The following is a 24,433-nucleotide window of genomic DNA, read 5'->3' as shown; positions in this document are numbered from 1 at the left end:
GGGGAGGCGCAGCGCGCCTCCCCGGTCCCAGGTCCACCCGTTCGAGTGACCTGTACGAAATGTCCCGACTGGGGCCAGGCTCCGCAGGACCACGGCCGGGATCCGCGGAGAGCCCTACGCCTGCTTGCGCACGCCCTTCGCCAGCTCACCCGCGAGTTCGCGCACCGCCTCGACGCCCGCCTTGTCGTCCGGCGCGTCCAGCATCCGCTTCACGAAGGCCGAGCCCACGATCACCCCGTCGGCGAAGCCGGCCACCTCGGCGGCCTGCGTCGCGTTGGAGACCCCGAGCCCGACGCAGACGGCCAGGCCGGTCCCGGTCGCGCGCGTGCGCTCGACCAGGTCCTGCGCCTGCGCGCCCACCGACGCGCGCGTACCGGTGACCCCCATGAGCGAGGCGGCGTACACGAACCCGCTGCCCGCCGCGGTGATCTGCGCGAGCCGCTCGTCCTTGCTGCTCGGCGCCACCACGAACACGGTCGCGAGCCCGTGCTTCTCCGCGTGCTCCCTCCACAGCGCCGACTCCTGCACGGGCAGGTCGGGCAGGATGCACCCGGCGCCGCCCGCCTCGGCGAGCTCGGCGGTGAACCGCTCGACGCCGTAGCGGTCGATCGGGTTCCAGTACGTCATCACGAGCACCGGCTTCCCGGTCGCCTCGTACGCCTCGCGCACCGTCCGCATCACGTCCGCGATCTTGACGCCGCCGCGCAGGGCGATGTCGTCGGCGGTCTGGATGACGGGACCGTCAAGAACCGGGTCGGAGTGCGGCAGGCCCACCTCGACGACGTCGGCACCGCCGTCGAAGACGGCCTTGATCGCCTCGATGCCGCCGTCCACGGTCGGGAACCCGGCCGGGAGGTAGGCGATGAGCGCGGAGCGGCCCTCGGCCTTGGCACCGGCGAGGGTGTCGGTCAGCAGCTGAATGTTCCCGCTCACTTGGCGTCCCCCTCGATCTCGGCGAGGTCGGCGGCGTCGGCCGCGACCTCGGCGTCGGTGTCGTACAGCCCGAAGTAGCGCGCGGCCGTGTCCATGTCCTTGTCGCCGCGCCCGGACAGGTTGACGATGATCAGCCCGTCCTTGCCGAGTTCCTTGCCGACCTCCAGGGCACCGGCCAGCGCGTGCGCGCTCTCGATCGCCGGGATGATGCCCTCGGAGCGGGACAGCAGCCGCAGCGCCTGCATGGCCGCGTCGTCGGTGACCGCGCGGTACTCGCCGCGGCCGCTGTCCTTGAGGTAGGAGTGCTCGGGGCCGATGCCCGGGTAGTCCAGACCGGCCGAGATCGAGTACGGCTCGGTGATCTGGCCCTCCTCGTCCTGCAGGACGTAGGAGCGCGAACCGTGCAGGATGCCGGGCTCGCCCGCGGTCAGGGTGGCCGCGTGCTCGCCGGTCTCCACCCCGTGCCCGGCGGGCTCGCAGCCGATGAGGCGGACGCCCGCGTCCGGGATGAAGGCGTGGAAGAGGCCGATGGCGTTGGAGCCGCCGCCGACACAGGCGATCGCCGCATCGGGGAGCCGGCCGGCCCGCTCCAGGATCTGGCGGCGGGCCTCGACGCCGATGACGCGGTGGAAGTCGCGGACCATCGCCGGGAAGGGGTGCGGTCCGGCGACCGTGCCGAAGAGGTAGTGCGTGTGGTCGACGTTGGCGACCCAGTCGCGGAACGCCTCGTTGATCGCGTCCTTCAGCGTGCGGCTGCCGGACTTCACGGCGATGACCTCGGCGCCGAGCATGCGCATCCGGGCCACGTTGAGGGCCTGGCGCTGGGTGTCGATCTCACCCATGTAGATCGTGCACTCAAGGCCGAAGAGGGCACAGGCGGTGGCCGTCGCGACGCCGTGCTGGCCGGCGCCGGTCTCGGCGATGACTCTCGTCTTGCCCATGCGCTTGGTGAGCAGGGCCTGGCCGAGCACGTTGTTGATCTTGTGGGAGCCGGTGTGGTTGAGGTCCTCCCGCTTGAGGAAGATCCGGGCGCCACCGGCGTGTTCGGCGAACCTCGGCACCTCGGTGAGGGAGCTGGGGCGGCCGGTGTAGTTGACCAGCAGGTCGTCGAGCTCGCGGGCGAACTCGGGATCGTGCTTGGCCTTGTCGTACTCGACGGCGACCTCGTCCACGGCGGCGACGAGGGCCTCCGGGATGAACTTGCCGCCGAACGCGCCGAAGTAGCCTTCGGGGCTGGGGACTTGACCCTCCGGGTCGGGGATGAAGAACTCGCTGGGCATGCGGAAACCTCACGGTGAGTTTGGGAAACGCCTGATCGCCGTGGGGCGTGGGGTTGTCAGTCGACTGCGGGCCGTCAGTGGCTGGTCGCGCCCGCGCGGCGGTCGCCGCACATCAAATACAGCCCCGCGCCCCTGAAGGGGCGCTGCTGCCATCGCATGCCGTTGACCTGCCCCGGCTCATCTCCGATCACGTACCGCACCCGGCGGCCGTGCACCCGGCGGGCGGGCGCGCGACAGCCGCGCGGACGGCAGCCGCGCGCGAGGCGGGCGTAGCGGTCCGCAGAAGCGGCAGGGATGGTCGGAGTCATCGCGCGCAAGCCTATCGAAAGATCAACTGCGCCCGTGCCGCAATGCGGGATGCTCGCCCGCCGCGACCAGGTCGGCCACCGCTGCCTTGGGGTCCTTGCCCGTGACCAGGGACTCGCCGACCAGGACCGCGTCGGCGCCCGCGTTGGCGTAGGCGATGAGGTCGTGAGGGCCGCGGACGCCGGACTCGGCGACCTTGACGATGTGGTCGGGGATCTCGGGGGCGACGCGCTCGAAGGTGCCGCGGTCGACCTCGAGGGTCTTGAGGTTGCGGGCGTTGACGCCGATGACCTTGGCGCCGGCGTCCACGGCACGCTCGACCTCGTCCTCGTCGTGGACCTCGACGAGCGGGGTGAGTCCGATGGACACCGCGCGCTCGATGAGGGACTCCAGGGCGGGCTGCTCCAGGGCCGCGACGATCAGCAGCGCGAGGTCGGCGCCGTACGCGCGGGCCTCCCACAGCTGGTACGACGTGACGATGAAGTCCTTGCGCAGGACCGGGATGTCCACGCGCGCGCGGACGGCCTCCAGGTCGGCCAGTGAGCCGCTGAAGCGGCGCTGTTCGGTGAGGACGGAGATGACGGCGGCGCCGCCGGCCTCGTAGTCGGCGGCGAGGCCCGCCGGGTCGGCGATCGCGGCCAGCGCGCCCTTGGAGGGGCTGGAGCGCTTGACCTCGCAGATGACCTTGACGCCGTCGCCGCGCAGTGCGGCCACGCCGTCCTTGGCCGCGGGAGCCTTCGCGGCGCGCTCCTTGAGCTCGTCGAGGCTGACGCGCGCCTGCCGCTCCGCGAGGTCGGCACGGACTCCGTCGATGATCTCGTCGAGCACACTCACGCGAGCGGCCCCCTTCCAGACGGTTGACAGTTCCAGCGACCAGTGAAAAGAGGTGGTCACTGCGATGGTATCCGGAGGAGGGCTTAGGCCTCGCATCCGGTTGACGCCGGCCCCTCCGCCACCCTCGAACAAGCTTCGCATGCTCGGGCGGGAGGTGCCCCCGTACTGGACGTTCGCCAGTTGATCAAGGATGCAGCCAGCCACCGAACGGCAGGTTCCGGACAACCGTGAAGACCAGCAGCAATGCGCCCGCGGTCCACAGGTACACGGGCCCCAGGTCGAGCCGCATCGGCCGCCCCCGCACGGCACGGACCACCCAGACGGTCCACAGCACGGCGAACCCCAGATAGCCGAGAACGGCGGGTGCGTTGGCCTGCAACGCGGCCAAGAAGTCCCCGTGGATGAACGCGTGCGCGCTGCGCAGCCCGCCGCAGCCCGGGCAGTACAGGCCGGTGTAGCGGAGGAGCGGGCAGACGGGATAGTGCCCCGGCTCATTGGGGTCCACGGCGGCCACGTACGCGAAAGCCCCCGCGACGGCCGCCATGATCCCCGCGGGCACGGCCACCCGCCCCGCCCTCGCCGTGTACGGCGTCACCCTGTGACTGTCGGCGTTCACGCCTTGCATTGTGCCCCTCCCGGGCCCGGACACGCGTGAGGGGCGGCACGGGGCCGCCCCTCAGGAAGTCGTACGCGACTGCGGTACCGCTCAGCTCTCGGTCTGCGCCGAGGTCACCAGCGCCTTGTGAGCGTCCTTCGGCTGCCCCAGACCCATCGCGCTCATGATCCAGCCGACGATGCCACCGGCGACCACGATCACCATGCCCGCCCAGAATCCCAGCGGCTCGGCCAGCACCATGAAGGCGCCCGATACGCAGAAACCGATGAACGCGATAGTGACACCGGTCCAGGCGGCCGGGGTGTGACCGTGGCTGCTGCCCGCCATGACTTGCTCCTCGTTGCTGTAAACGTGTCTGAGCCGGACGCTCAGCCCTCATTGTTCCGCACGCGTGGGGAAGAGGTACGCAGGGGTAGCCCTAGCGGCTCAACGCTGGGGAAGTGCAGACACCCAGGGGCGCGGGGCTGTATCGATTTGCGGCTCCGCCGCGCGGGCGCGACAAGCCCCCACCGGCCGCCAGCCGAAATACACCCCACTTACGCCCCTGTCGGGTCTTCCCCTCGATCCAGCGCCTTCCACATCTCCTCAGGCCGCTCAGGATCCACAGCCTTCGCCCGCCGACTGGCCCGAGGCGCCCCGTTGCGCTCGTACCGCCCGGACATCGCGGGCCACGACCGCCCGTAACGCAGGGCAAGCAGCCCGGCCAGAAGAATCAACGCCCCGCCGACAGCGGCAACGTACGGCCAAGCGGTATGGCTCAACGCGGCAACCGTCGCCGACGCGTCTCCGGACGCCTTCGCGGCCTGCTCGTCCAGCGCGGAACTGTCGCTCGCACCCAGCATCGCCGCCGCGATGATCCCCGCCCCGGACAGCGCGAGAAGCCCGGCAACAGCGAAACGCCCCGCCCGCCGCACGGCGAACACGGCGACAAGAGCGGCGAGGCCGACTATGGCGAGGGCGGCCGGCACGCCCGTCACGTCGCTCCCCTTCGCGGTGAGCGGAAACGCGCCGCCCGCCACCGTCGCGGTGCCCGACGACCACTGTTGTCTGGTCGAGAGCAGCGCCACGGCCGCGCCGAGCGCGCCGGAGAGCAGGGCTACGGCGAGGCTGAGGCGGCCGGGCCCGGCAGGGCCTGCGCCTTCGGAACGGGGGTGAGGAACAGCAGTCACGTACTCCACTATCACCCGAACCCCGGGCGAACCGTCACCCGGGGTTCGTATGAGAAGCGCCCCACTTCTTGGTGGAAGACCTACTTGCCGAGTCGGTTCGCGGTGTGGACCGCCCGCAGCACCGCCGCCGCCTTGTTGCGGCACTCCTGGTCCTCGGCGACCGGGTCGGAGTCGGCGACGATGCCGGCGCCGGCCTGGACGTACGCCGTGCCGTCGCGGAGCAGCGCCGTACGGATGGCGATGGCCGTGTCGGAGTCCCCCGCGAAGTCGAGGTAGCCGACGCAGCCGCCGTACAGCCCGCGCCGGGAGGGTTCGAGTTCGTCGATGATCTGCATCGCGCGCGGCTTGGGGGCGCCGGAGAGGGTGCCCGCCGGGAAGCAGGCCGTCAGGACGTCGAAGGCGGTGCGGCCCTGGGCGACCTTGCCGGTGACCGTCGAGACGATGTGCATGACGTGGGAGTAGCGCTCGATGGACATGAAGTCCACGACCTCCACCGAGCCGGGCTCGCAGACCCGCCCGAGGTCGTTCCGGCCCAGGTCGACGAGCATGAGGTGCTCGGCGCGCTCCTTGGGGTCGGCGAGCAGTTCGTCGGCGAGGGCCTGGTCCTCCTGCGGGGTCGCGCCGCGCCAGCGGGTGCCGGCGATGGGGTGGACCATGGCCCGCCCGTCCTCGACCTTGACCAGGGCCTCGGGGGACGAGCCGACGACGTCGAAGCCGTCGAAGCGGAACAGGTACATGTACGGCGACGGGTTCGTCGCCCGCAGGACCCGGTAGACGTCCAGCGCGCTCGCCGTGCACGGCGTTTCGAAGCGCTGCGAGGGGACGACCTGGAAGGCCTCGCCCGCGCGGATGCGCTCCTTGATGTCCTCGACGGCCTCCTGGAACTCCTCGCCGCCCCACAGGGCCGTGTACTCGGGGAGTTCGGAGGGGGGCAGTACGGCGGGCGGCTGGGCCACCGCGCGGGACAGGTCCGCCTCCATGGCGTCCAGGCGGGCCACGGCGTCGGCGTATGCCTCGTCGACGCCGGTGTCGAGGTCGTTGTGGTTGATCGCGTTGGCGATCAGGAGGACCGAGCCCTCCCAGTGGTCCATGACCGCGAGGTCGCTGGTCAGGAGCATGGTCAGCTCGGGCAGCTGCAGGTCGTCGCGCTCGCCGGGACCGATCTTCTCCAGGCGGCGCACGATGTCGTAGCCGAGGTAGCCGACCATGCCGCCGGTGAAGGGCGGCAAGCCCTCCTGGTGGGGGGTGTGGAGGGCCTCGATGGTGGCGCGCAGGGCGACGAGGGGGTCGCCGTCGACCGGGACGCCGACGGGCGGGGCGCCGAGCCAGTGGGCCTGGCCGTCGCGCGCGGTGAGGGTGGCCGCCGACCGGACGCCCACGAAGGAGTAGCGAGACCATTGAAAAGCTGTGCGGCCGTTCTCCGCGGACTCCAGCAGGAAGGTGCCGGGGCGCTCGGCGGCGAGCTTGCGGTAGAGCGCGACCGGGGTGTCGCCGTCGGCGAGGAGCTTGCGCGTGACCGGGATGACACGCCGGTCGGTGGCGAGCTTGCGGAAGGTCTCAAGGTCCATGGCCGGTGACCTTACTGATCCGCGGCCGGTACGCCGGAACCGGCGCCGTCCTTGAGGAGCACGTCGGCGTCGAAGCAGGTGCGCGCGCCGGTGTGGCAGGCGGCGCCGACCTGGTCGACCTTGACCAGCACGGTGTCGGCGTCGCAGTCCAGCGCGACCGACTTGACCCACTGGAAGTGGCCGGAGGTGTCGCCCTTGACCCAGTACTCCTGGCGGCTGCGCGACCAGTAGGTGCAGCGGCCGGTGGTCAGCGTGCGGTGCAGCGCCTCGTCGTCCATCCAGCCGAGCATCAGCACCTCACCGGTGTCGTACTGCTGGGCGATGGCGGGGACGAGCCCGTCGGCGCTGCGCTTGAGGCGCGCGGCGATCTCCGGGTCGAGGCTGGTGGGCGCGGGAGTGCTGCTGGTCATGGGTGCCATTGTGCCGCGCGCCACTGACAGAGCAGGCGCGGCGTCCACTGTGCGGACCTCGAACACGGTCGTAGGCTGACGGCATGTCGACTTTCGCCAAGCGTGAACGACTTCTGCTCGCCGACCTCCTGGAGACCGCCGGTCCCGAGGCTCCCACTCTCTGTGAGGGCTGGCAGACCCGGGATCTCGCCGCGCACGTGGTGGTGCGCGAGCGCCGGCCCGACGCCGCAGGCGGCCTCCTCATCAAGCAGCTCGCCGCCCGCCTCGACAAGGCCATGGAGGAGTTCGCGGCCAAGCCGTACGAGGAGCTGATCCAGCTGATCCGTACCGGCCCGCCGCGCTTCTCCCCGTTCAACCTCAAGCAGATCGACGAGGCCTCCAACACGATCGAGTTCTACGTCCACACCGAGGACGTCCGCCGCGCCCAGCCGGACTGGACGCCGCGCGAGCTGGACCCGGTCTTCCAGGACGCCCTCTGGAGCCGCCTGGAGCGCACCGCCCGCCTGATGGGCCGCAGCGCCCCGACCGGCCTGGTCCTGCGCCGCCCGGACGGCCAGACGGCGGTCGCCCACCGCGGTACCCCGGTCGTGACGGTGACCGGCGAGCCCTCGGAGCTCCTGCTGTTCCTGTACGGCCGCCAGAACGCCGCCGAGGTCGAACTGGACGGCGACAAGGACGCGATCGCCAAGCTGCACGAGGCGAAGGAACTCGGGATCTGAACCTCGCGGGGGCCGGGGCTCGCGTGGAGCCCCGGGCCTCGCAGGCCCCCGAGCCCTACTTCAAAAGCTCCGCGCGGCGCAGGTCCCGTACGCACAGGGCCACGACCCCGCCGAGCCCGCACACCGCCGCGCTGATGACGAACACCGGTCCGGTCCCCCACGCCCCGATCGCCGCGGCGGACACCGGCATGCTCAACGGGGCGAGGCCCAGGCTGGCGAGGCCTGCGACGGCGGTGACGCGGCCCAGGTAGGCGGGTTCGGTGTGGGTCTGGAGCAGCGCCGCGCACAGGGCGCCGCTGAGCCCGGCGAGCAGTCCGACGAACAGGGCCGTGACGACGGCGGCCGCGATGCCCGGCGCGAAGGCGAGGGCGCCGATCGCGACCGCGCCGGCGAGGATCGCGTACGCCGCCACCTGCCCGGCGTACGGCAGCCGCCCGCGCACGGTCAGCAGCAAGGACGCCGCCCCCGCGCCCACGCCGAACCCGGCGAGGATCCAGCCCATGCCCGAGGCGCCCCAGCCGCGTTCGTCGGCGAGGAGGGTCAGGCCGACGTTGAGGGGGCCGACGAAGCCGAGGTCCCCGAGGGTGATGGCCAGCATCAGCGGGGCGAGGACGCGGTGGTGGCGGATGTGGCGCAGTCCGTCCACGAGATCGGCCCAGGCAGTGCTGCGGCGGGCGGAGGCGGCGGTGCCGTCGTCGGGGGCGTCGTCGGGCAGCTCCCGCATCCGTACCGAGACCAGCAGCGGCACCGACAGGGCGATCAGCAACCCCGCGACACCGAATCCGGCCGCCGCGCCGCCGGCCGCCACCGCGAGCCCGCCCAGCGGTCCGCCGACCACGCTCGCGAAGCGGATGCCGAGTCCCCGCATGCCCTGCACGCGCGCGAGCTGGTCCCGTGACGTCACGCGCGCGGGGAGCGCCCCGACGGCCGGCATGAACACCGCGTCGACGGTGCCGAAGACGAAGGCCAGCGCGGCCAGCGGCCACAGCCCGGGGCTCGTGAAGAACAGCAGGGCCGCCACCGCCAGTACCGCCGCGCACCGCACCACGTCACTGCCGATGACCACCCGGCGCGGCCCGAGCCGGTCGGCGAGCACTCCCCCGCCGAGCATCAGCACCGCCCGCGGCAGCGCGCTGACGGACATCACCAGACCGGCCTGCGAGGGGCTGCCGGCCTGTACGGCGGCCCAGGACAGGGCGATGTAGTACACGCTGTCGCCGACCATGGAGGAGGTGTAGGCGGCGAGCCAGCGCAGGACGTTGCCGTCGCGGTGGGCGGGTCTGGCGGCGGCTTCGGCCGGGGCTATGAGCGTGGCGGTCACGGAGGTGGCCTCTCTCAGACGCGGAACGGAAAGCCGTACAGGTGCAGCGCGACGTTCTCGCGCCCTTCGGTGTCACCGGCGGCCTCTGCGGCCCGGCCCAGCTCGTCGTACCTCTTGACGACGGCGAGCAGTTCCTCGCTGAGTGCGGACAGTTCGGCCGAGGTCAGGCGCAGCCAGGACTCGGAGTCCTGGGCGGCGCTCTTCCACTCGGCGCTCCAGGTGACCCGTTCGTCCAGGTAGCGGCGGTAGAGGTCGGCGCGCTGTTCGTGGAAGAGCCGCGCGGCGGCGGTGTGGGCCGCGGCCTTCTCCGGGGCGTCGCCGAAGTCAGCGTCGCGGATGCTGATGCCGTCGGAGGCCGGCTGCCACCAGCGCTCCCGGCCGTCCGCGCGCTGCGGCTCGGCCTCCTCGATCAGCCCGTGCTCGGCGAGCTTGCGCAGGTGGTAACTGACCAGCGACACGGCCTCGTCCACCTGCTCGGCGAGCTGCGAGGCGGTCGCGATCCGGGCCAGGGACAGCGCCCGGTACAAGTTTGCGCGCAGCGGGTGGGCGAGCGCCTTCAGCGTCCCCACGTCCTTGATCCGGCGGTTCTCCTTGCTTGGCATGCCCCAACCGTAGATACGAAAGAAATCTTGCGCAATATATTTTGCGCAACTTCTCTTTCGCATCTGTCCGCAGGTAAGCCCCGACCACCAGGCGGCCGGGGCTTACCTCAAGACCTCAGAGCACGTCAGGTCAGGTCACCGGACCGGGTGCCCCGCCCTCCGCAACGCGCCCTTCACCTCGCCGATCCGCAGATCACCGAAGTGGAACACGGAGGCCGCCAGCACCGCGTCCGCCCCCGCCTCGACGGCCGGAGCGAAGTCGGCCAGCTTGCCGGCGCCGCCCGAGGCGATCACCGGAACCGTCACATGCTTGCGGACCGCCGTGATCATCTCCAGGTCGTAGCCGTCCTTCGTGCCGTCCGCGTCCATCGAGTTGAGCAGGATCTCGCCCGCGCCCAGCTCGGCGGCCCGGTGCGCCCACTCGACGGCGTCGATCCCGGTGCCCTTGCGGCCGCCGTGGGTGGTCACCTCGAAGGAGCCCGACTCGGTGCGGCGCGCGTCCACCGACAGCACCAGCACCTGGCTGCCGAACCGCTCCGAGATCTCCTTGATCAGCTCGGGGCGGGCGATCGCCGCGGTGTTCACCCCGACCTTGTCCGCACCGGCCCGCAGCAGCTTGTCCACGTCCTCGGCGGTACGCACACCGCCGCCCACGGTGAGCGGGATGAAGACCTGCTCGGCGGTGCGGCGCACCACGTCGTACGTCGTCTCGCGGTTGCCCGAGGACGCGGTGATGTCGAGGAACGTCAGCTCGTCGGCGCCCTCGGTGTCGTACACCTTGGCCATCTCGACGGGGTCGCCCGCGTCGCGCAGGTTCTGGAAGTTGACGCCCTTGACGACCCGGCCGTTGTCCACGTCCAGGCAGGGGATGACTCGGACCGCCAGGGTCATGAGTTCACGGCTCCTCTGAATGCCTCTAGTTCCACTTCGACCAGGATGCGCGGGTCGACGAAGCCCTCCACGACAAGGAGGGTCGAGACGGGACGCACCGCGTCGAAGAGCTCCTTGTGAGCCCGTCCCACGTCGTCCACGTCCCGCGCATGGGTCAGATACATCCGTGTACGGATCACGGACTCGACGCCGAGCCCGAATTCGCCGATCGCTTCGATCGCGCTGGTGAACGCCACCTTGGCCTGTTCGTACGGGTCGCCCTCGCCGTACAGCACCCGGCCTTTGAAGGAGGTGGTCCCGGCCACCAGGACACGGTCGCCCGCCGCTACGGCGCGCGCGAAACCGAAGGACTCTTCCCAGGGACTTCCGCTCTGCACGCGCCGCACGGCACCGCTCATGACACTGCATCCATTTTCACGACGTAGCCTCCAAGGCTTCTTCCAGGGTGAACGCCTTCGCGTACAGGGCCTTTCCGACGATGGAGCCCTCGACACCGAGGGGTACCAGCTCGGCGATGGCCCGCAGGTCGTCCAGCGACGACACGCCGCCCGACGCCACGACCGGACGGTCCGTCGCCGCGCAGACGTTGCGCAGCAGCTCCAGGTTGGGGCCCTGGAGCGTGCCGTCCTTGGCGATGTCCGTGACGACGTACCGCGCGCAGCCCTCCTTGTCGAGCCGCTCCAGCGCCTCGTAGAGGTCGCCGCCCTCGCTGGTCCAGCCGCGGCCCTTGAGGGTCGTACCGCGGACGTCGAGGCCGACCGCGATCTTGTCGCCGTGCTCGGCGATGACCTTGGCGACCCACTCGGGGGTCTCCAGGGCGGCCGTGCCGAGGTTCACGCGCGTGCAGCCCGTCGCCAGCGCCGCCGCGAGGGAGGCGTCGTCGCGGATGCCGCCGGACAGTTCGACCTTGATGTCCATCGCCTCGGTGACCTGGCGGACCAGGTCCCGGTTGTCGCCGGTGCCGAAGGCGGCGTCCAGGTCGACGAGGTGCAGCCACTCGGCGCCCGCCGCCTGCCAGGCGAGGGCGGCCTCCAGCGGGGAGCCGTAGGAGGTCTCCGTGCCGGACTCGCCGTGCACGAGACGGACGGCCTGGCCGTCGCGGACGTCGACGGCGGGGAGGAGTTCGAGCCGTGAGGGCTTCGCGGGCATCAGAGGGTTCCGATCCAGTTGTTCAGCAGCTGCGCTCCGGCGTCGCCGGACTTCTCGGGGTGGAACTGGGTGGCCCACAGGGCGCCGTTCTCGACGGCGGCCACGAAGGGCTTGCCGTGGGTGGTCCAGGTGACCAGCGGGGCCTGCATCGCCGGGTTCGTGGTCTCCAGGGACCAGTCGTGGACGGCGTAGGAGTGCACGAAGTAGAAGCGGGCGTCCGCGTCGAGACCGGCGAACAGCTGGGAGCCGGCCGGTACGTCCACGGTGTTCCAGCCCATGTGGGGCACGATCTCGGCCTGGAGCGGCTCGACCGAGCCGGGCCACTCGTCGAGGCCCTCGGTCTCCACGCCGTGCTCGATGCCGCGCGCGAAGAGGATCTGCATGCCGACGCAGATGCCCATGACCGGGCGGCCGCCGGAGAGCCGGCGGTCGATGATCCAGTCGCCGCGCGCCTCCTTGAGGCCCTTCATGCAGGCGGCGAAGGCGCCGACGCCCGGCACCAGCAGCCCGTCGGCGTTCATCGCCTTGTCGAAGTCACGCGTTATCTCGACCTCGGCGCCGGTGCGGGCGAGGGCGCGCTCGGCGGACCTCACATTGCCGAAGCCGTAGTCGAAGACGACCACCTTTTTGACCTTCTTGGACGAAGCCGCGCTCAATTCCACACCTCCAGCCTCAGGACCCCGGCGACGAGACACATCGCGGCGCCGACGGAGAGCAGCACGATGAGCTGCTTCGGCATCCCCTGCTTGACGAAGGAGATGATCCCGCCGACCAGGAAGAGGCCGACGACGATCAGGACGGTGGACAGCCCGTTCACAGCGCGCCCTTCGTGGAGGGAAGGATGCCGGCGGCACGCGGGTCACGCTCGCTCGCGTACCGCAGGGCCCGCGCCAGCGCCTTGAACTGGCATTCGACGATGTGGTGCGCGTTCCGACCGTACGGCACGTGCACGTGCAGCGCGATCTGGGCCTGGGCGACGAAGGACTCCAGGATGTGCCGGGTCATGGTGGTGTCGTACTCACCGATCATCGGCGCCATCTTCTCGGGCTCGGTGTGCACGAGGTAGGGGCGGCCGGAGAGGTCGACGGTGACCTGGGCGAGGGACTCGTCCAGCGGGACCGTGCAGTTGCCGAAGCGGTAGATGCCGACCTTGTCGCCGAGCGCCTGCTTGAAGGCGGCGCCGAGGGCGAGGGCGGTGTCCTCGATGGTGTGGTGCGAGTCGATGTGCAGGTCGCCCTCGGTCTTCACCGTGAGGTCGAACAGGCCGTGGCGGCCGAGCTGGTCGAGCATGTGGTCGTAGAAACCGACACCGGTCGACACATCGACCTTGCCGCTGCCGTCGAGATCGATCTCGACGAGCACGGAGGTCTCCTTCGTGACTCGCTCCACGCGTCCCACGCGGCTCATGCGTTCAGCTCCTTCTTCAACTCACGGACCGCGTCGAGGAACGCGTCGTTCTCTTCGGGGGTTCCGGCGGACACCCGCAGCCACCCCGGAATGCCGTTGTCCCGGACCAGGACACCCTGGTCGAGGATCTTCTGCCAGGCCACGTGGGAATCGTCGAAGAGCCCGAACTGCACGAAGTTCGCGTCCGACTCCACGACCTGGAAACCGAGCCCGCGCAGCTCGCTGACCAGCCGGTCCCGCTCGGCCTTCAACTGCTCGACGTACTTCAGCAGCGTGTCGGTGTGCTCCAGGGCGGCCAGGGCGGTCGCCTGGGTGACGGCCGACAGGTGGTAGGGCAGCCGTACGAGCTGTACGGCGTCCACGACCGCCGGGTGCGCGGCGAGATAGCCGAGGCGCAGGCCCGCCGCGCCGAAGGCCTTCGACATCGTGCGCGAGACGACGAGGTTCGGCCGCCCCTCGATGAGCGGCAGCAGCGAGTCGCCGTGGCTGAACTCGATGTACGCCTCGTCGACCACGACCATCGACGGCTTCGCCGCCTGCGCGGCCTCGTACAGCGCGAGGACCGTCTCGGGCGGGACCGCGTTGCCCGTGGGGTTGTTGGGGGTGGTGATGAAGACGACGTCCGGCTTGTGCGAGGCGATGGCCTGCACGGCCGCCTCGACGTCGATGGTGAAGTCGTCGTTGCGGGGACCGGAGATCCAGCCCGTGCCGGTGCCTCGCGCGATCAGGCCGTGCATCGAGTACGACGGCTCGAAGCCGATCGCGGTACGGCCGGGGCCGCCGAAGGTCTGCAGCAGCTGCTGGATGACCTCGTTGGAGCCGTTGGCGGCCCAGACGTTGGCCAGGCCGACCTCGTGACCGGACGTGTCCGTCAGGTACTTGGCGAGCTGGGTGCGCAGTTCGACCGCGTCCCGGTCGGGGTAGCGGTTGAGGTTCCGGGCGGCCTCACGGACCCGCTCGGCGATGCGCTCCACCAGCGGCTCGGGCAGCGGGTAGGGGTTCTCGTTGGTGTTCAGCCGTACGGGGACGTCCAACTGGGGCGCGCCATAAGGGGACTTGCCGCGCAGCTCGTCCCGTACGGGGAGATCGTCGATTCCGAAGCTCACTTGCTCTCAGGCACCTTCCAACCGAACCTTGCCTTGATCGCCGCGCCGTGCGCGGGCAGGTCCTCCGCCTCCGCCAGCGTGACCACGTGATGCGCCACGTCGGCCAGCGCGTCCTGCGTGTAGTCGACGATGTGGATGCCGCGCAGGAAGGACTGGACGGACAGCCCGGAGGAGTGGCAGGCGCAGCCCCCGGTGGGCAGGACGTGGTTGGACCCGGCGGCGTAGTCGCCGAGGGACACCGGCGCCCAGGGGCCGATGAAGATCGCGCCCGCGTTGCGGACCCGCTCGGCGACCGCGGCGGCGTCGGCGGTCTGGATCTCCAGGTGTTCGGCGCCGTACGCGTTGACCACCCGCAGGCCCTCGTCGATGCCGTCGACGAGGACGATCGCGGACTGCTTGCCCGCGAGGGCCGGGGCGATCCGGTCCTCGATGTGCTTGCTGGCCGCGACCTGCGGCTCCAGCTCCTTCTCGACCGCGTCCGCGAGCGCGACCGAGTCGGTGACCAGGACGGCGGCCGCGAGCGGGTCGTGCTCGGCCTGGCTGATCAGGTCGGCGGCGACGTGCACCGGGTCGGCGGTGTCGTCCGCGAGGATCGCGATCTCGGTCGGGCCCGCCTCGGCGTCGATGCCGATCTTGCCGGTGAAGTAGCGCTTGGCGGCGGCGACCCAGATGTTGCCGGGGCCGGTGACCAGGTTGGCGGGCGGGCAGGACTCGGTGCCGTACGCGAACATCGCGACGGCGGTCGCGCCGCCGGCGGCGTACACCTCGTCGACGCCGAGCAGCGCGCAGGCGGCGAGGATCGTCGGGTGCGGAAGCCCGCCGGCTGGATCATTTTCAAAAGCGGGGGCCTGCGCCGGGGAGGCGAGGGCGAGGGACTCGACGCCGGCCTCCTGCGCCGGGACCACGTTCATGATCACGGAGGACGGGTAGACGGCCCGGCCGCCGGGCGCGTACAGGCCGACGCGGTCGACCGGCACCCACTTCTCGGTGACGGTGCCGCCGGGCACGACCTGGGTCGTGTGGGTGCTGCGGCGCTGCGCGCGGTGGACGAGCCGGGCGCGCCGGATGGACTCCTCCAGGGCCGCGCGGACGGCCGGGTCCAGTGATTCCAGTGCGTCGCTGATGGCCTGGGCCGGGACCCTCACGGATTCCAGCCGGACCCCGTCGAACTTCTCGGCGAAGTCGATCAGCGCCGCGTCGCCCCGATGATGCACGGCCTCGCAGATCGGACGCACCTTCTCCAGGGCGGCCTGAACGTCGAAGTCGGCTCGGGGCAGCAGGTCGCGCAGGGCGGGGCCCTCGGGGAGGGCGTCGCCGCGCAGATCGATTCGGGAGATCACGGGGTCAATTCTCTCAGACCACGGTTCGGCGTCGTTCGGGCATTCCAGTGGCTGATACGCAACCCGGAAGATCCCCTTCACGTCTAGCGTTCAGGGCGTCACCGAACGGGCATGAACACTTGTGCGATACATGAACAGCCGAGGGGGATGAAAGAGCCGTGACCGACGGGGCCGGCCTCCATGACGGGGATCTGCCGGACGATCTCACCGCCGCCGAGGCCGGCATGTGGCAGGCCTTCCGCAACGGCAGCGTGTACGACCTGAGCAGCGGGGACGCGGTCGTCGACGATCCGCACGGCGGACATCCGTGGGGCCCGGAACGGACCGTACGGGCCCGGATCGTGTGCTGGCTGCTCCTGGACGGACCGCCCGCACTCGCCGGCCGGGTGTCGTCCCTGAAGCTCAGCGGCGTGCACATCAGCGGCACGCTGGACCTGGCGGGCGGCATCGTGGTGCCGTACGTGGAGATGAGGGGCTGCCGTTTCGAGCGGGACGTCCTGCTCCCGGAGGCCCGCTTCACGACCGTGCGGCTGGTGGACTGCTCGGTGCCCCGCCTGGAGGCGGCCCGCGTCCACACCGAGGGCGACCTGCACCTCCCCCGCTGCCGCTTCCACAACGGCGTACGGCTGACCGACGCGCACATAGGCACCGATCTGCTGCTCAACCAGGCGATCGTCCACCGGGACCGCAGCGGCCGCTCGATCGCCGCCGACGGCATGACGGTCGGACAGGACCTCCAGGCCGAGCTCCTCGAATCGCACGGCGAGCTGAGCCTGCGCAGCGCCAAGGTCGGCGTCTCGCTGAGCCTGCGCGGCGCGAAGCTGGCGAACCCCTACACGCGGCTCGCCCTGAACGCCCCGCAGCTGACCGTCGAGCGGTCGATGTATCTGACCCCGGCGGGCATCGGCGCCTCCATGGTGAGCGGGGCGACCCCCGCGCACGGGACGCGGATCCAGCGGTTCACCTGCGAGGGCGGACTGCGCCTGGACGACGGGCGGTTCGGTGACGCGGTCGACTTCGAGCGGGCCCGGTTCACCCTCACCGACGAGCAGGAGGTGTCGCTGCGCCGCATCCAGACGCCCGAGCTGCGCTTCCTCGGGGAGGCGCCGGCGCGCGGCCGGGTCGTGCTGTCGGGGGCGCGGGTGGTGAACCTGATGGACAGGACGGACAGCTGGCCGGGCCCGGGCCGGCTGCACATGGGCGGCTTCAGCTACGAGAACCTGGTGCCGAGGGGCCCGTTCCCGATGGAGGAGCGGCTGGAGTGGGTGAGCGCGGCGACCGCCGAGTACAACCCGGAGCCGTACGAGCGGCTGGCGGCGGTGCTGCGGGCGGGCGGCGAGGACGAGGACGCGCGCGAGGTGCTGCTCGCCAAGCAGCGCCGCCGCCGCGAGACGCTGCCGCCCGCGGCCAAGCTCTGGGGGTACGTGCAGGACTGGACGGTCGCCTACGGGTACCGCCCGGGACGGGCCCTGGTGTGGATGGCGGTGCTGTGGGCGGCGGGCTCGCTGGCCTTCGCGCACGCCCACCATCCGCCGATCAAGAGCGGTGAGGCGCCGTACTGGAACCCGTCCCTGTTCGCCCTCGACCTGCTCCTGCCGGTCATCGACCTGGGGCAGGTCGGCTTCTGGCAGCTGCGGGGCGGCTGGCAGTGGCTGGCGGCGGCGATGATCCTGCTGGGCTGGATCCTGGCGACGACGGTGGCGGCGGGGGCGACGAGACTGCTGCGCCGCAGCTAGCCTGCAACGCCGGACAAACGACGATCGAACAATTGTTGAACACTGAACACTTTACCGACTCTTGACCTCCGCTCGTACAACTTTCCACACATTGCCCGGAACCTCTGGCGCTTGTGCGACCTGCGGCTTTTCAATGGTCGACACCATGGCTCTGCTGCCTCCGTTCGTCCGGTCGTCGCGCACGCCCCGGACACGCCGGTCCGTCGTCCAGCATCTCGCCGTCGTGCTCCCGGCCGACGACGAGGTGCTCCTCGACGCGCCGGACGACCGACTGGCCCCCGCGCTCGTCGCCGCCGGACAGGGCACCTGGCAGACCGCGTCCACCCTGCTGACCGCGACCCGCGCCAGCGCCGCCTGGGAACACCGGGACCGGTACGTCGTACGCCTCGCCGCTTTCGCCGGGGCCCGCCCCGAGTGGTTCGAGGACTGGCGCAGGGCCGCCCCGCACGACCCGGACATGCTGCTGGTCGCCGCCCAGCGCGCGGTGGCCCGGGCCTGGGAGTCGCCGGCCCGGGCGGAGCTGCTGCGCGAGCTGAACCCGCTGATCACGGCCGCCGCGCGCGGCGACGACCGCGACCCGGTGCCGTGGCGCCTGGCCCTGGACCACGCGCACGGCTCGAACGCCGGCCACAAGTACTTCGAGGAGCTGTGGGAGGCGGCGATCCGCCGCGCCCCGCACCACTACGGCTGCCACGCGGCCGCCCTGCGCTACCTCGCCGACAGCTGGCACGGCTCCCACCACGAGTGCTTCGACTTCGCCGAGACGGCGGCCCAGGACGCCCCGGCGGACTCACTCGTCCAGGCACTGCCGACAAGGGCGGCCTTCGCCTATCTGACCGACGGCTGCGGCCCCGACATCCCGGTGGAGCGCCTGTCCGCGGCGGCCGACCGGGCGATCGCGCTCTCGGCACGCTTCCCGGCGGCCGACCCCTGGCCCGCGAAGCTGCGCAACAAGCTGGCGTACGTCCTCTCCCGCCTGCACCGCTGGCCGGACGCCCTGGAGCAGATGCGGCTCATCGGCCCGTACGCGACGTCGTTCCCCTGGGAGCAGCTCTCGGACGATCCGCTGGGCTGTTTCCTGGAACTGCGCGAGGAGATCCGCCTCCACGCGGCCTCCGGGCATCCACCAGGTGGGCACAGCGGCCGCGCACTCTCCGGCGACCATTAGGCTTTTGCGCCGTGACCACCGTCCGTCTCCCGCTCTTCCCCCTGAACTCGGTGCTGTTCCCGGGGTTGGTGCTACCGCTGAACGTCTTCGAGGAGCGCTATCGCGCCATGATGCGCGAACTGCTGAAGACCCCCGAGGACGAACCGCGCCGCTTCGCCGTCGTCGCGATCCGCGACGGCCTCGAGGTCGCCGCGAGCGCTCCCGGCATGCCCGATCCGACGGCGGTGCCCGAGCGCGGCCCCGCGGCGGGCTTCGGCGCGGACCCGATCAAGGCGTTCCACGGCACGGGCTGCATCGCGGACGCGGCGACGATCCGGGAGCGGGCCGACGGCACGTTCGAGGTACTGGCGACGGGTACGACAAGGGTCCGCCTGCTGTCCGTGGACGCGTCGGGCCCGTACCTGACGGCGGAGCTGGAGGCACTGCCGGAGGACCCGGGCGAAGAGGCCGGGGCACTGGCCGAGGGTGTCCTGCGAGCCTTCCGCCAGTACCAGAAGCGCCTGGCGGGCGCCCGGGAACGCTCCCTGACCACGGGCTCGGAACTCCCCGACGAACCAGGGGTGGTCTCCTACCTGGTGGCCGCCGCGATGATGCTGGACACCCCCACCAAGCAGCGCCTGCTCCAGTCCCCCGACACCGCGTCCCGCCTCCGGGACGAACTGAAACTCCTTCGCTCGGAGACCTCGATCATCCGTAACCTGCCGTCCTTGCCGGCGTCGGACCTGACGCGCGGCCCGACGAGTATGAACTGAGCCGGGACGGCATCAATGGCGAAGAAGCAGAAGAAGCAGCAGCAGTCGGCCGGAACCCCGGCAACGGTGGCCCTGACGGCGGCCGAGGTCCCGTACACGGTCCACGCCTACGACCACGACCCCGCGCACCCCTCCTACGGCGAGGAGGCGGCGGAGGCGATGGGCGTCTCCCCTGACCGCGTGTTCAAGACGCTGGTGGCGGACGTGGACGGCGCCCTGACGGTGGCGGTGGTCCCGGTGGCGGGCCAACTGGACCTGAAGGCCCTGGCCACCGCGGTGGGCGGCAAACGGGCGACCATGGCCGACCCGACCCTGGCCGAACGCACCACCGGCTACGTCCGAGGCGGCATCTCCCCCCTGGGCCAGCGCAAGAAGCTCCGGACGGTCCTGGACGCCTCGGCCTCCGCCCACACCACGATCTGCATCTCGGCGGGCCGAAGGGGCCTGGAGGTCGAATTGTCCCCCGAGGACCTCACCAGACTGACGGAAGCGACGGTGGCCCCCATCGGCCGTGCGTGACCCCTCGACGAGCCCGGGTTCCTCGACTAGGTACGAGGAACATGTCGAAGAAAACGCGCAAGCGGAAGTGGCGCCTCAAGAAGCGCCGCGCAAACCACGGCAGTCGCCCGGCGTAAACATCCAGGAACGGCACGCCTCAACGCCGGAGGGGTGTTTTCAGCCCGTCCGGCGTTTGAGGACGAGGCCCTTTCGGGGCCGAAGCGGGGGTCTGGGGGCGGCAGCCCCCAGGGACGGGACGGGTAGGGGCGGCGGGGGCGAGAAAAAGCCCGCCCGCAACCACACACACCCACCACCTACGACAACGGCGCCCCATGAGGCCCGTACGGCCCCTGCTGGTACGGATCCGGATCCCGCGGCCCGAACAGCGCCGTCAGCCCCAGATGCACCACCAGCCCCGCAAGCGACCACGCCAGCAACGCCCCCTTCGCCCCCAACTTCAACGGCGCCGAGAACGTGACCCCCTTGCCCACGGACTTCGCATGGGCGATCACATCCTGCGCGGGCCCGAGCCAGACCCCCACCCGCCAGGCCAGCAGCGATCCGAGCAACCCACCGACCCCCAGCGCGACAACCAGCGGCACCCCGCCCCGCCGCCGCACCAGAAACACCACGAGCGCGCTCAAGAACCCGAACGCCAACGCGAGCAGAGTGAACGTTCCGTCCACCCCCACCGCCTGCTCCCCTTCGCTGTCCCCGAGGTAGACGACCCAGCTCTTGTCGACGACATCCCCCACCAACGGCACGGAGGGAGCCAGCCACCACCACAGCACCCCCAGCAGCACCCCACCGAGCGCCACCGCGACCGCGACCACCGCGGCCTCCCGCAGTTCGGTCTTCATACCGGGGCCGTCCTGTTCGTACGCGGGACCCGGCCCCCCGGGCCCATAGGGCGGCGGCACCTGCCAGGCGGCCTGGTGCGGGGACGGATCGCTCGGCGGCGGAGGAGGAGTCAGCGGTGCGGTCACCCTGACATCGTGCCAGGCCCGCCTGAGCGGCGCGTCACCGGACGGCCGCCCGACGGTACGCCCAGGTGGCGACGGCGAGCGAGACGACGCCTACGACCCCGCACACGGCCAGGTCACCGAGGACGAACGCCCAGTCCGGATGCGGCCCGAACGTCCGCGCGAACGCCTCGACGCCGTACGTCGAAGGCAGCAGATCCCGCAGGAACTGCACCGCCTCCGGCATCCGGTCAGCCGGAAGCACCCCGAGCAGCAGCGCGGCGGACATCCCCAACTGCCCCAGCACGGTCGCCAGTTCCGGCCTCGGCGCAAGCAGCCCGAAGGCTGCCCCGAGCCCCGCCAGCGCGGCTCCCGCAAGCGGGATCACCGCGACCAGCACCCACAGATGCGCGAACGGCAGCCCGAACAGCACACATCCGAAGACGGCGGTCACCACGGTGCCGGGCACGGTGAAGGAGGCGTACGCCCCCGCCGCCCCGAGCACCACCGCGGCCGGCGGCACCGGCAGCGTCGCGTAGTGATCGAGCCCCCCGCTCGCCCGCAACTGCCCGAAGTACTGCGCGAGCAGGTTCAGCGCGACGAACGCCACGACGAGCACCGACGCCCCGGCCACCACGGCCTGTGCCTCGGCCCCGCCGTCGACGACCCCCCTCATCAGGATCATGATCCCGACCGACTGGAAGGTCGCCACGAACAGCAGCGGGATACGCGCCACCCGCGCCCGGGACAGCTGCGCCCGGTACACGGCGACGAGCGCCGGCCACAGCCGGGCCCGCGGCCCGAGCTCGGCCGCCTCCCGGACCGTCTCCTCGACGCCCAGGACACTGCCCGGCAGAACCTCGGCGGGTACGACACTCACGTGGCGCTGCTCCCTTTCACACGGCGGTTCACGACGGTCACGGCGCTGTTCGGTACGGATACGGCGGTCTGTGTGCTCAAGCCTTCACCAACCCCTGCTGTGCCGCCCCGCCGAGCGCGAGGTACACGTCCTCAAGGCTCGGCGTGGCCAGCGTGAAGTCGTCGAGGGCGGCGAAGGCGGCCCCGCCCGTGACGGTCGCGACGACCGCCCGCGCCTCCTCCGGCGCCAGCCGCAGCGTCCACCGCCGCCCCGAGGCGACGGCCCGGTCCTCCAGCGCGGCCACCTCCGGCACATGCAGCGGCGCGCCCTCCCGCCACACGAGGTCGACGCGGACCTCCCCGGCGACCTGCTCCTTGAGTCCGGAAGGTGTGTCGCAGGCGATCACGCGCCCCTGGTCGAGCACGGCGACCCGGTCGAGGACGGTCTCCGCCTCGATGACGTTGTGGGTGACGAGCAGCACGGTCGTCCCGCGCTCGGCCCGGCGCCGGTCCACCGCGGACCACACGGCCCGCCGCGCCACCGGATCCATCCCGGTGGTCGGTTCGTCGAGGACCAGCAGCGGCCGCTCCCCGACCAGCGCGGCGGCGAAGCAGGCCAGCCGCCGCTGCCCGCCGGAGAGCTTGTTCAGCGGGCGCCCCGCGAGCGCCGTGAGCCCCAGCTCGTCCAGCACGGCGTCCTTCTCGTCCCGGGCCGCCCGCGCCTCAAGGCCCCGCAGCCGCCCGGTGGTCTCGGCCGCGAGCGAGACGGTCAGTTCGTCGAGCGCGCTGGACTCCTGCCCGAGATAGGCGAGGATCCGCGCGGCCCGCTCCGGGTGCCGCACGATGTCGTGCCCGAGGATCTCCACGGTCCCGCGATCGGGCCGCATCAGCCCGGTCAGCTGCCGTACGAGGGTGGACTTGCCGGCCCCGTTCGGCCCGAGCAGCCCGAAGATCTCACCGCGCCGGATGTCCAGTCGTACGTCGTCGGTGGCGCGCACCTCGGGTGTTCCGGGGGCGCCGCGCCGGCCTCGTACCGCGGGGTAGGTCTTGGTCAGTCCGCGTACCGCGCACACGACATCGTCACCGTGTCGAAGTGCCTGTGCCGCGCGCGTACTCACAAGGGACGAGAGTACGGGGTCGGGGAGCGCGGCTCGTCCTTGGGGCGGCGTATGTGCCGTTTCACTCCCCCGCGGGCGCGTGTTCCGTGGCCGTCCGTACGTCGATCTCGCGCCAGAACCCGCCACGGATGGCGTAGCGGTCGTGCTCGTCGATCTGGTCGTCCTTGTGGGCGAGGAGTCCGAAGCGGGCGGCGTAGCGCAGCAGCTCGCCGTCGATGCGGTGCGGGATGCGCGGATACATCCCCGACAGTTTCTGCAGATGGCTCTGGTCGCCGAGCCGCTCCATCCACCGTCGCGCGAAGACCTGCCCCACCTCGTAGGGGTCGCCGCCGACGGTGGTGATGTCCTCCTCGCGGTCCGCCCATCGCTGCTCGGCCGTGGTCAGCTGGGCGAGCGTCGGCATCGACGCGATCTCGGGCGGTTCGGCGGAGCCGCCGGGCCGGTCTACCCAGCCTTTGTCGGAGGACCAGCGCAGGGTGGCGTTGGCCGGGTGCTGCGGCTGGACGCCGGGGGCGCGCAGGGCGGCCAGGTCCTTGGGGGTGGGCACGCCCTTGGGCGCGGGCACCCGCTCCTGGATGCCGTTCTCCGCGGCGGCGGGCGCGTGCTCGCCCTCCTCGGCGGGCCGCTCGGCCGGCGCGGCGAGCGCGGAGTCGGGCAGCGGCGCGGACAGGATCGCGGCGATCTCGGGCCGCGGCGCGGGCGGCGGAGCACAGATCCCGCCGAGCTCCTTCGCGCGCACGGCCTTGGTGATCCACGTACGGTCAAGGACGCGCCGCTCGTCGGCCTCGGCGACCAGGTCCTCGGACTGGTTGTAGTCCCCGTCGGCGGCCTGCACGGCCCACAGGTGTACGGCGACGCCGTGCTCCTTCGCCGCCATCATGCCGGGCAGCAGATCGCCGTCGCCGGTCACCAGCACGACGTCCGAGCAGGCGCGGTTGCGGGCCAGCTCGGTGAGCTCGGCGTGCATGGCCGCGTCGACGCCCTTCTGGGCCCAGCGGCCGTCGCTGCGGGTCAGGGCGCCGAGCCGGACGGTGACCCGGGGCATCACACGCAGCCGGCGGTGCTCGGGCTGCGGGACGCGGTCGGGGGCGCCGTCGAACCAGTAGATGCGCAGCAGGGGCCGTTCCGTGTCGGACTCGGCGCGCTCGCGCAGTCCCTGGATGAGGGCGGCGTGGTCGACGGTGATCCGGGAGCGCGAGGGTTCCCCGGCAAGGAGCGAGGCGGCGGCCCCCAGCAGATACCCGGCGTCCACCAGGACGATGCAGCGGTCCACGCGACTCACCCTCTTCCGAGGCGGTTTACTTCGGGCTTCCTTCGAGTCTGCCCGACCGCGCGGAGGTTAACGGCCGGAACTCGATCTTCGGCGTGGCGTTTCGGGACCGATCCGAGCGACAAGCCCTGTCACGGACGGTAATTATCCGAAATGCGTTCTTTGTAAGCCTATGTGAATCTGGTCCCGGCCCTGGCCCCTAGATCCCCCTCAGGAGGCAGATCACCATGGCCAAGAACAAGAACCGTGACCGTAAGCAGCCGCAGTCCGAGCGTGGTCAGCAGCAGGCCCAGCAGTCCTCGATGGAGGCGCAGGCCGAGCAGCGCATGACCCAGGTGACTCCGGGTGACATCGCCCGCAAGGGCAAGCAGAAGCGCTTCGGCCACAACTGACATCTGCATAACGGGTTTTGAGACCCGG

Annotated in this window: 29 protein-coding genes; 6 read left to right on the top strand and 23 right to left on the bottom strand. The window is 71.4% G+C overall.

Going from position 1 to position 24,433, the window contains the following annotated elements:
• Positions 1–114 precede the first annotated feature (114 nt).
• The 9 genes from trpA to hisI form a co-directional block, all read right to left on the bottom strand.
• Complete coding sequence (gene trpA, locus PH203_RS03170) at positions 115–933, bottom strand: tryptophan synthase subunit alpha (protein ID WP_289915787.1); 819 nt, start codon at positions 931–933, stop codon at positions 115–117.
• Positions 930–2,213, bottom strand: coding sequence for a tryptophan synthase subunit beta (trpB, locus tag PH203_RS03165; RefSeq protein ID WP_289915784.1), 1,284 nt, complete (start codon positions 2,211–2,213; stop codon positions 930–932). Before trpB ends, trpA begins: the two co-directional genes overlap by 4 nt.
• Before the next feature lie 74 nt (positions 2,214–2,287).
• Positions 2,288–2,521, bottom strand: a complete 234-nt coding sequence (locus PH203_RS03160; RefSeq protein ID WP_289915782.1) for a tryptophan synthase subunit(beta) — start codon at positions 2,519–2,521, stop codon at positions 2,288–2,290.
• A gap of 22 nt (positions 2,522–2,543) precedes the next feature.
• The gene (gene trpC / locus PH203_RS03155; RefSeq protein WP_289915780.1) at positions 2,544–3,353 is read right to left on the bottom strand and encodes an indole-3-glycerol phosphate synthase TrpC; all 810 of its coding nucleotides are present in this window, start codon (positions 3,351–3,353) and stop codon (positions 2,544–2,546) included.
• A gap of 184 nt (positions 3,354–3,537) precedes the next feature.
• Complete coding sequence (locus tag PH203_RS03150; RefSeq protein WP_289915779.1) at positions 3,538–3,978, bottom strand: DUF2752 domain-containing protein; 441 nt, start codon at positions 3,976–3,978, stop codon at positions 3,538–3,540.
• 81 nt (positions 3,979–4,059) lie between these two features.
• On the bottom strand, positions 4,060–4,296 hold the full coding sequence (locus PH203_RS03145; protein WP_289915777.1) for an HGxxPAAW family protein: 237 nt from the start codon (positions 4,294–4,296) through the stop codon (positions 4,060–4,062).
• Positions 4,297–4,505: 209 nt separating this feature from the next.
• Positions 4,506–5,147, bottom strand: coding sequence for a TIGR02234 family membrane protein (locus PH203_RS03140; protein ID WP_289915775.1), 642 nt, complete (start codon positions 5,145–5,147; stop codon positions 4,506–4,508).
• 71 nt (positions 5,148–5,218) lie between these two features.
• Positions 5,219–6,706, bottom strand: a complete 1,488-nt coding sequence (locus PH203_RS03135; protein WP_289915773.1) for an anthranilate synthase component I — start codon at positions 6,704–6,706, stop codon at positions 5,219–5,221.
• An 11-nt stretch (positions 6,707–6,717) separates the two neighbouring features.
• Positions 6,718–7,116: a phosphoribosyl-AMP cyclohydrolase gene (gene hisI, locus PH203_RS03130; protein WP_289915772.1), complete on the bottom strand. Its 399-nt coding sequence runs from the start codon at positions 7,114–7,116 to the stop codon at positions 6,718–6,720.
• An 83-nt stretch (positions 7,117–7,199) separates the two neighbouring features.
• Between hisI and PH203_RS03125 the strand changes: the two genes are divergently transcribed.
• Positions 7,200–7,835 carry a TIGR03085 family metal-binding protein gene (locus tag PH203_RS03125; protein WP_289915771.1) on the top strand — a complete coding sequence of 212 codons (636 nt, stop codon included), beginning with the start codon at positions 7,200–7,202 and terminating at the stop codon, positions 7,833–7,835.
• Between the two features lie 55 nt (positions 7,836–7,890).
• Here PH203_RS03125 and PH203_RS03120 read toward each other — a convergent pair whose 3' ends face one another.
• From PH203_RS03120 to hisD, 10 genes are all read right to left on the bottom strand, one after another.
• Positions 7,891–9,156 carry an MFS transporter gene (locus PH203_RS03120; protein WP_289915770.1) on the bottom strand — a complete coding sequence of 422 codons (1,266 nt, stop codon included), beginning with the start codon at positions 9,154–9,156 and terminating at the stop codon, positions 7,891–7,893.
• 14 nt (positions 9,157–9,170) lie between these two features.
• On the bottom strand, positions 9,171–9,758 hold the full coding sequence (locus PH203_RS03115; protein ID WP_289915768.1) for a helix-turn-helix domain-containing protein: 588 nt from the start codon (positions 9,756–9,758) through the stop codon (positions 9,171–9,173).
• Positions 9,759–9,893: 135 nt separating this feature from the next.
• Positions 9,894–10,649: an imidazole glycerol phosphate synthase subunit HisF gene (hisF, locus tag PH203_RS03110; protein ID WP_289915767.1), complete on the bottom strand. Its 756-nt coding sequence runs from the start codon at positions 10,647–10,649 to the stop codon at positions 9,894–9,896.
• Entirely contained in the window at positions 10,646–11,047 is a 402-nt protein-coding gene (locus PH203_RS03105) for a RidA family protein (protein WP_289915766.1), read from the bottom strand. The genes hisF and PH203_RS03105 overlap by 4 nt, the downstream gene beginning before the upstream one ends.
• Positions 11,048–11,063: 16 nt before the next feature.
• The gene (priA, locus tag PH203_RS03100) at positions 11,064–11,798 is read right to left on the bottom strand and encodes a bifunctional 1-(5-phosphoribosyl)-5-((5-phosphoribosylamino)methylideneamino)imidazole-4-carboxamide isomerase/phosphoribosylanthranilate isomerase PriA (RefSeq protein WP_289915763.1); all 735 of its coding nucleotides are present in this window, start codon (positions 11,796–11,798) and stop codon (positions 11,064–11,066) included.
• Positions 11,798–12,454, bottom strand: coding sequence for an imidazole glycerol phosphate synthase subunit HisH (hisH, locus tag PH203_RS03095; RefSeq protein WP_289915762.1), 657 nt, complete (start codon positions 12,452–12,454; stop codon positions 11,798–11,800). The genes priA and hisH overlap by 1 nt, the downstream gene beginning before the upstream one ends.
• Entirely contained in the window at positions 12,451–12,615 is a 165-nt protein-coding gene (locus PH203_RS03090) for a hypothetical protein (RefSeq protein ID WP_289915760.1), read from the bottom strand. Before PH203_RS03090 ends, hisH begins: the two co-directional genes overlap by 4 nt.
• Positions 12,612–13,205, bottom strand: coding sequence for an imidazoleglycerol-phosphate dehydratase HisB (gene hisB, locus PH203_RS03085; protein WP_020137489.1), 594 nt, complete (start codon positions 13,203–13,205; stop codon positions 12,612–12,614). The genes PH203_RS03090 and hisB overlap by 4 nt, the downstream gene beginning before the upstream one ends.
• Entirely contained in the window at positions 13,202–14,311 is a 1,110-nt protein-coding gene (locus PH203_RS03080; RefSeq protein WP_289915750.1) for a histidinol-phosphate transaminase, read from the bottom strand. Before PH203_RS03080 ends, hisB begins: the two co-directional genes overlap by 4 nt.
• Entirely contained in the window at positions 14,308–15,651 is a 1,344-nt protein-coding gene (hisD, locus tag PH203_RS03075) for a histidinol dehydrogenase (RefSeq protein ID WP_289915749.1), read from the bottom strand. Before hisD ends, PH203_RS03080 begins: the two co-directional genes overlap by 4 nt.
• A 158-nt stretch (positions 15,652–15,809) precedes the next feature.
• Between hisD and PH203_RS03070 the strand changes: the two genes are divergently transcribed.
• From PH203_RS03070 to ybaK, 4 genes are all read left to right on the top strand, one after another.
• Positions 15,810–17,387 carry an oxidoreductase gene (locus PH203_RS03070; RefSeq protein ID WP_289915748.1) on the top strand — a complete coding sequence of 526 codons (1,578 nt, stop codon included), beginning with the start codon at positions 15,810–15,812 and terminating at the stop codon, positions 17,385–17,387.
• A gap of 133 nt (positions 17,388–17,520) precedes the next feature.
• On the top strand, positions 17,521–18,555 hold the full coding sequence (locus PH203_RS03065; protein WP_289915746.1) for a hypothetical protein: 1,035 nt from the start codon (positions 17,521–17,523) through the stop codon (positions 18,553–18,555).
• A gap of 11 nt (positions 18,556–18,566) precedes the next feature.
• Entirely contained in the window at positions 18,567–19,307 is a 741-nt protein-coding gene (locus PH203_RS03060; RefSeq protein ID WP_289915745.1) for an LON peptidase substrate-binding domain-containing protein, read from the top strand.
• Between the two features lie 15 nt (positions 19,308–19,322).
• Positions 19,323–19,826: a Cys-tRNA(Pro) deacylase gene (ybaK, locus tag PH203_RS03055; RefSeq protein ID WP_289915743.1), complete on the top strand. Its 504-nt coding sequence runs from the start codon at positions 19,323–19,325 to the stop codon at positions 19,824–19,826.
• Positions 19,827–20,119: 293 nt separating this feature from the next.
• On the opposite strand, the gene PH203_RS03050 is transcribed toward ybaK, so the two are convergent.
• The 4 genes from PH203_RS03050 to PH203_RS03035 form a co-directional block, all read right to left on the bottom strand.
• On the bottom strand, positions 20,120–20,791 hold the full coding sequence (locus PH203_RS03050) for an AAA family ATPase (RefSeq protein ID WP_289915739.1): 672 nt from the start codon (positions 20,789–20,791) through the stop codon (positions 20,120–20,122).
• Positions 20,792–20,825: 34 nt separating this feature from the next.
• The gene (locus PH203_RS03045) at positions 20,826–21,647 is read right to left on the bottom strand and encodes an ABC transporter permease (RefSeq protein WP_289915737.1); all 822 of its coding nucleotides are present in this window, start codon (positions 21,645–21,647) and stop codon (positions 20,826–20,828) included.
• 76 nt (positions 21,648–21,723) lie between these two features.
• Positions 21,724–22,698 (bottom strand): ABC transporter ATP-binding protein, encoded by a 975-nt coding sequence (locus PH203_RS03040; protein ID WP_289916618.1) that lies wholly within the window; start codon positions 22,696–22,698, stop codon positions 21,724–21,726.
• A gap of 106 nt (positions 22,699–22,804) precedes the next feature.
• Positions 22,805–24,016 carry an NYN domain-containing protein gene (locus tag PH203_RS03035; RefSeq protein WP_289915735.1) on the bottom strand — a complete coding sequence of 404 codons (1,212 nt, stop codon included), beginning with the start codon at positions 24,014–24,016 and terminating at the stop codon, positions 22,805–22,807.
• 224 nt (positions 24,017–24,240) lie between these two features.
• Between PH203_RS03035 and PH203_RS03030 the strand changes: the two genes are divergently transcribed.
• Positions 24,241–24,405 (top strand): hypothetical protein, encoded by a 165-nt coding sequence (locus PH203_RS03030; RefSeq protein ID WP_181387430.1) that lies wholly within the window; start codon positions 24,241–24,243, stop codon positions 24,403–24,405.
• Positions 24,406–24,433 lie beyond the last annotated feature (28 nt).

This window comes from Streptomyces sp. S.PB5 (assembly GCF_030403745.1).
Classification (GTDB): Bacteria; Actinomycetota; Actinomycetes; order Streptomycetales; family Streptomycetaceae; genus Streptomyces.
This window is presented reverse-complemented; position numbering and strand designations above follow the sequence as displayed.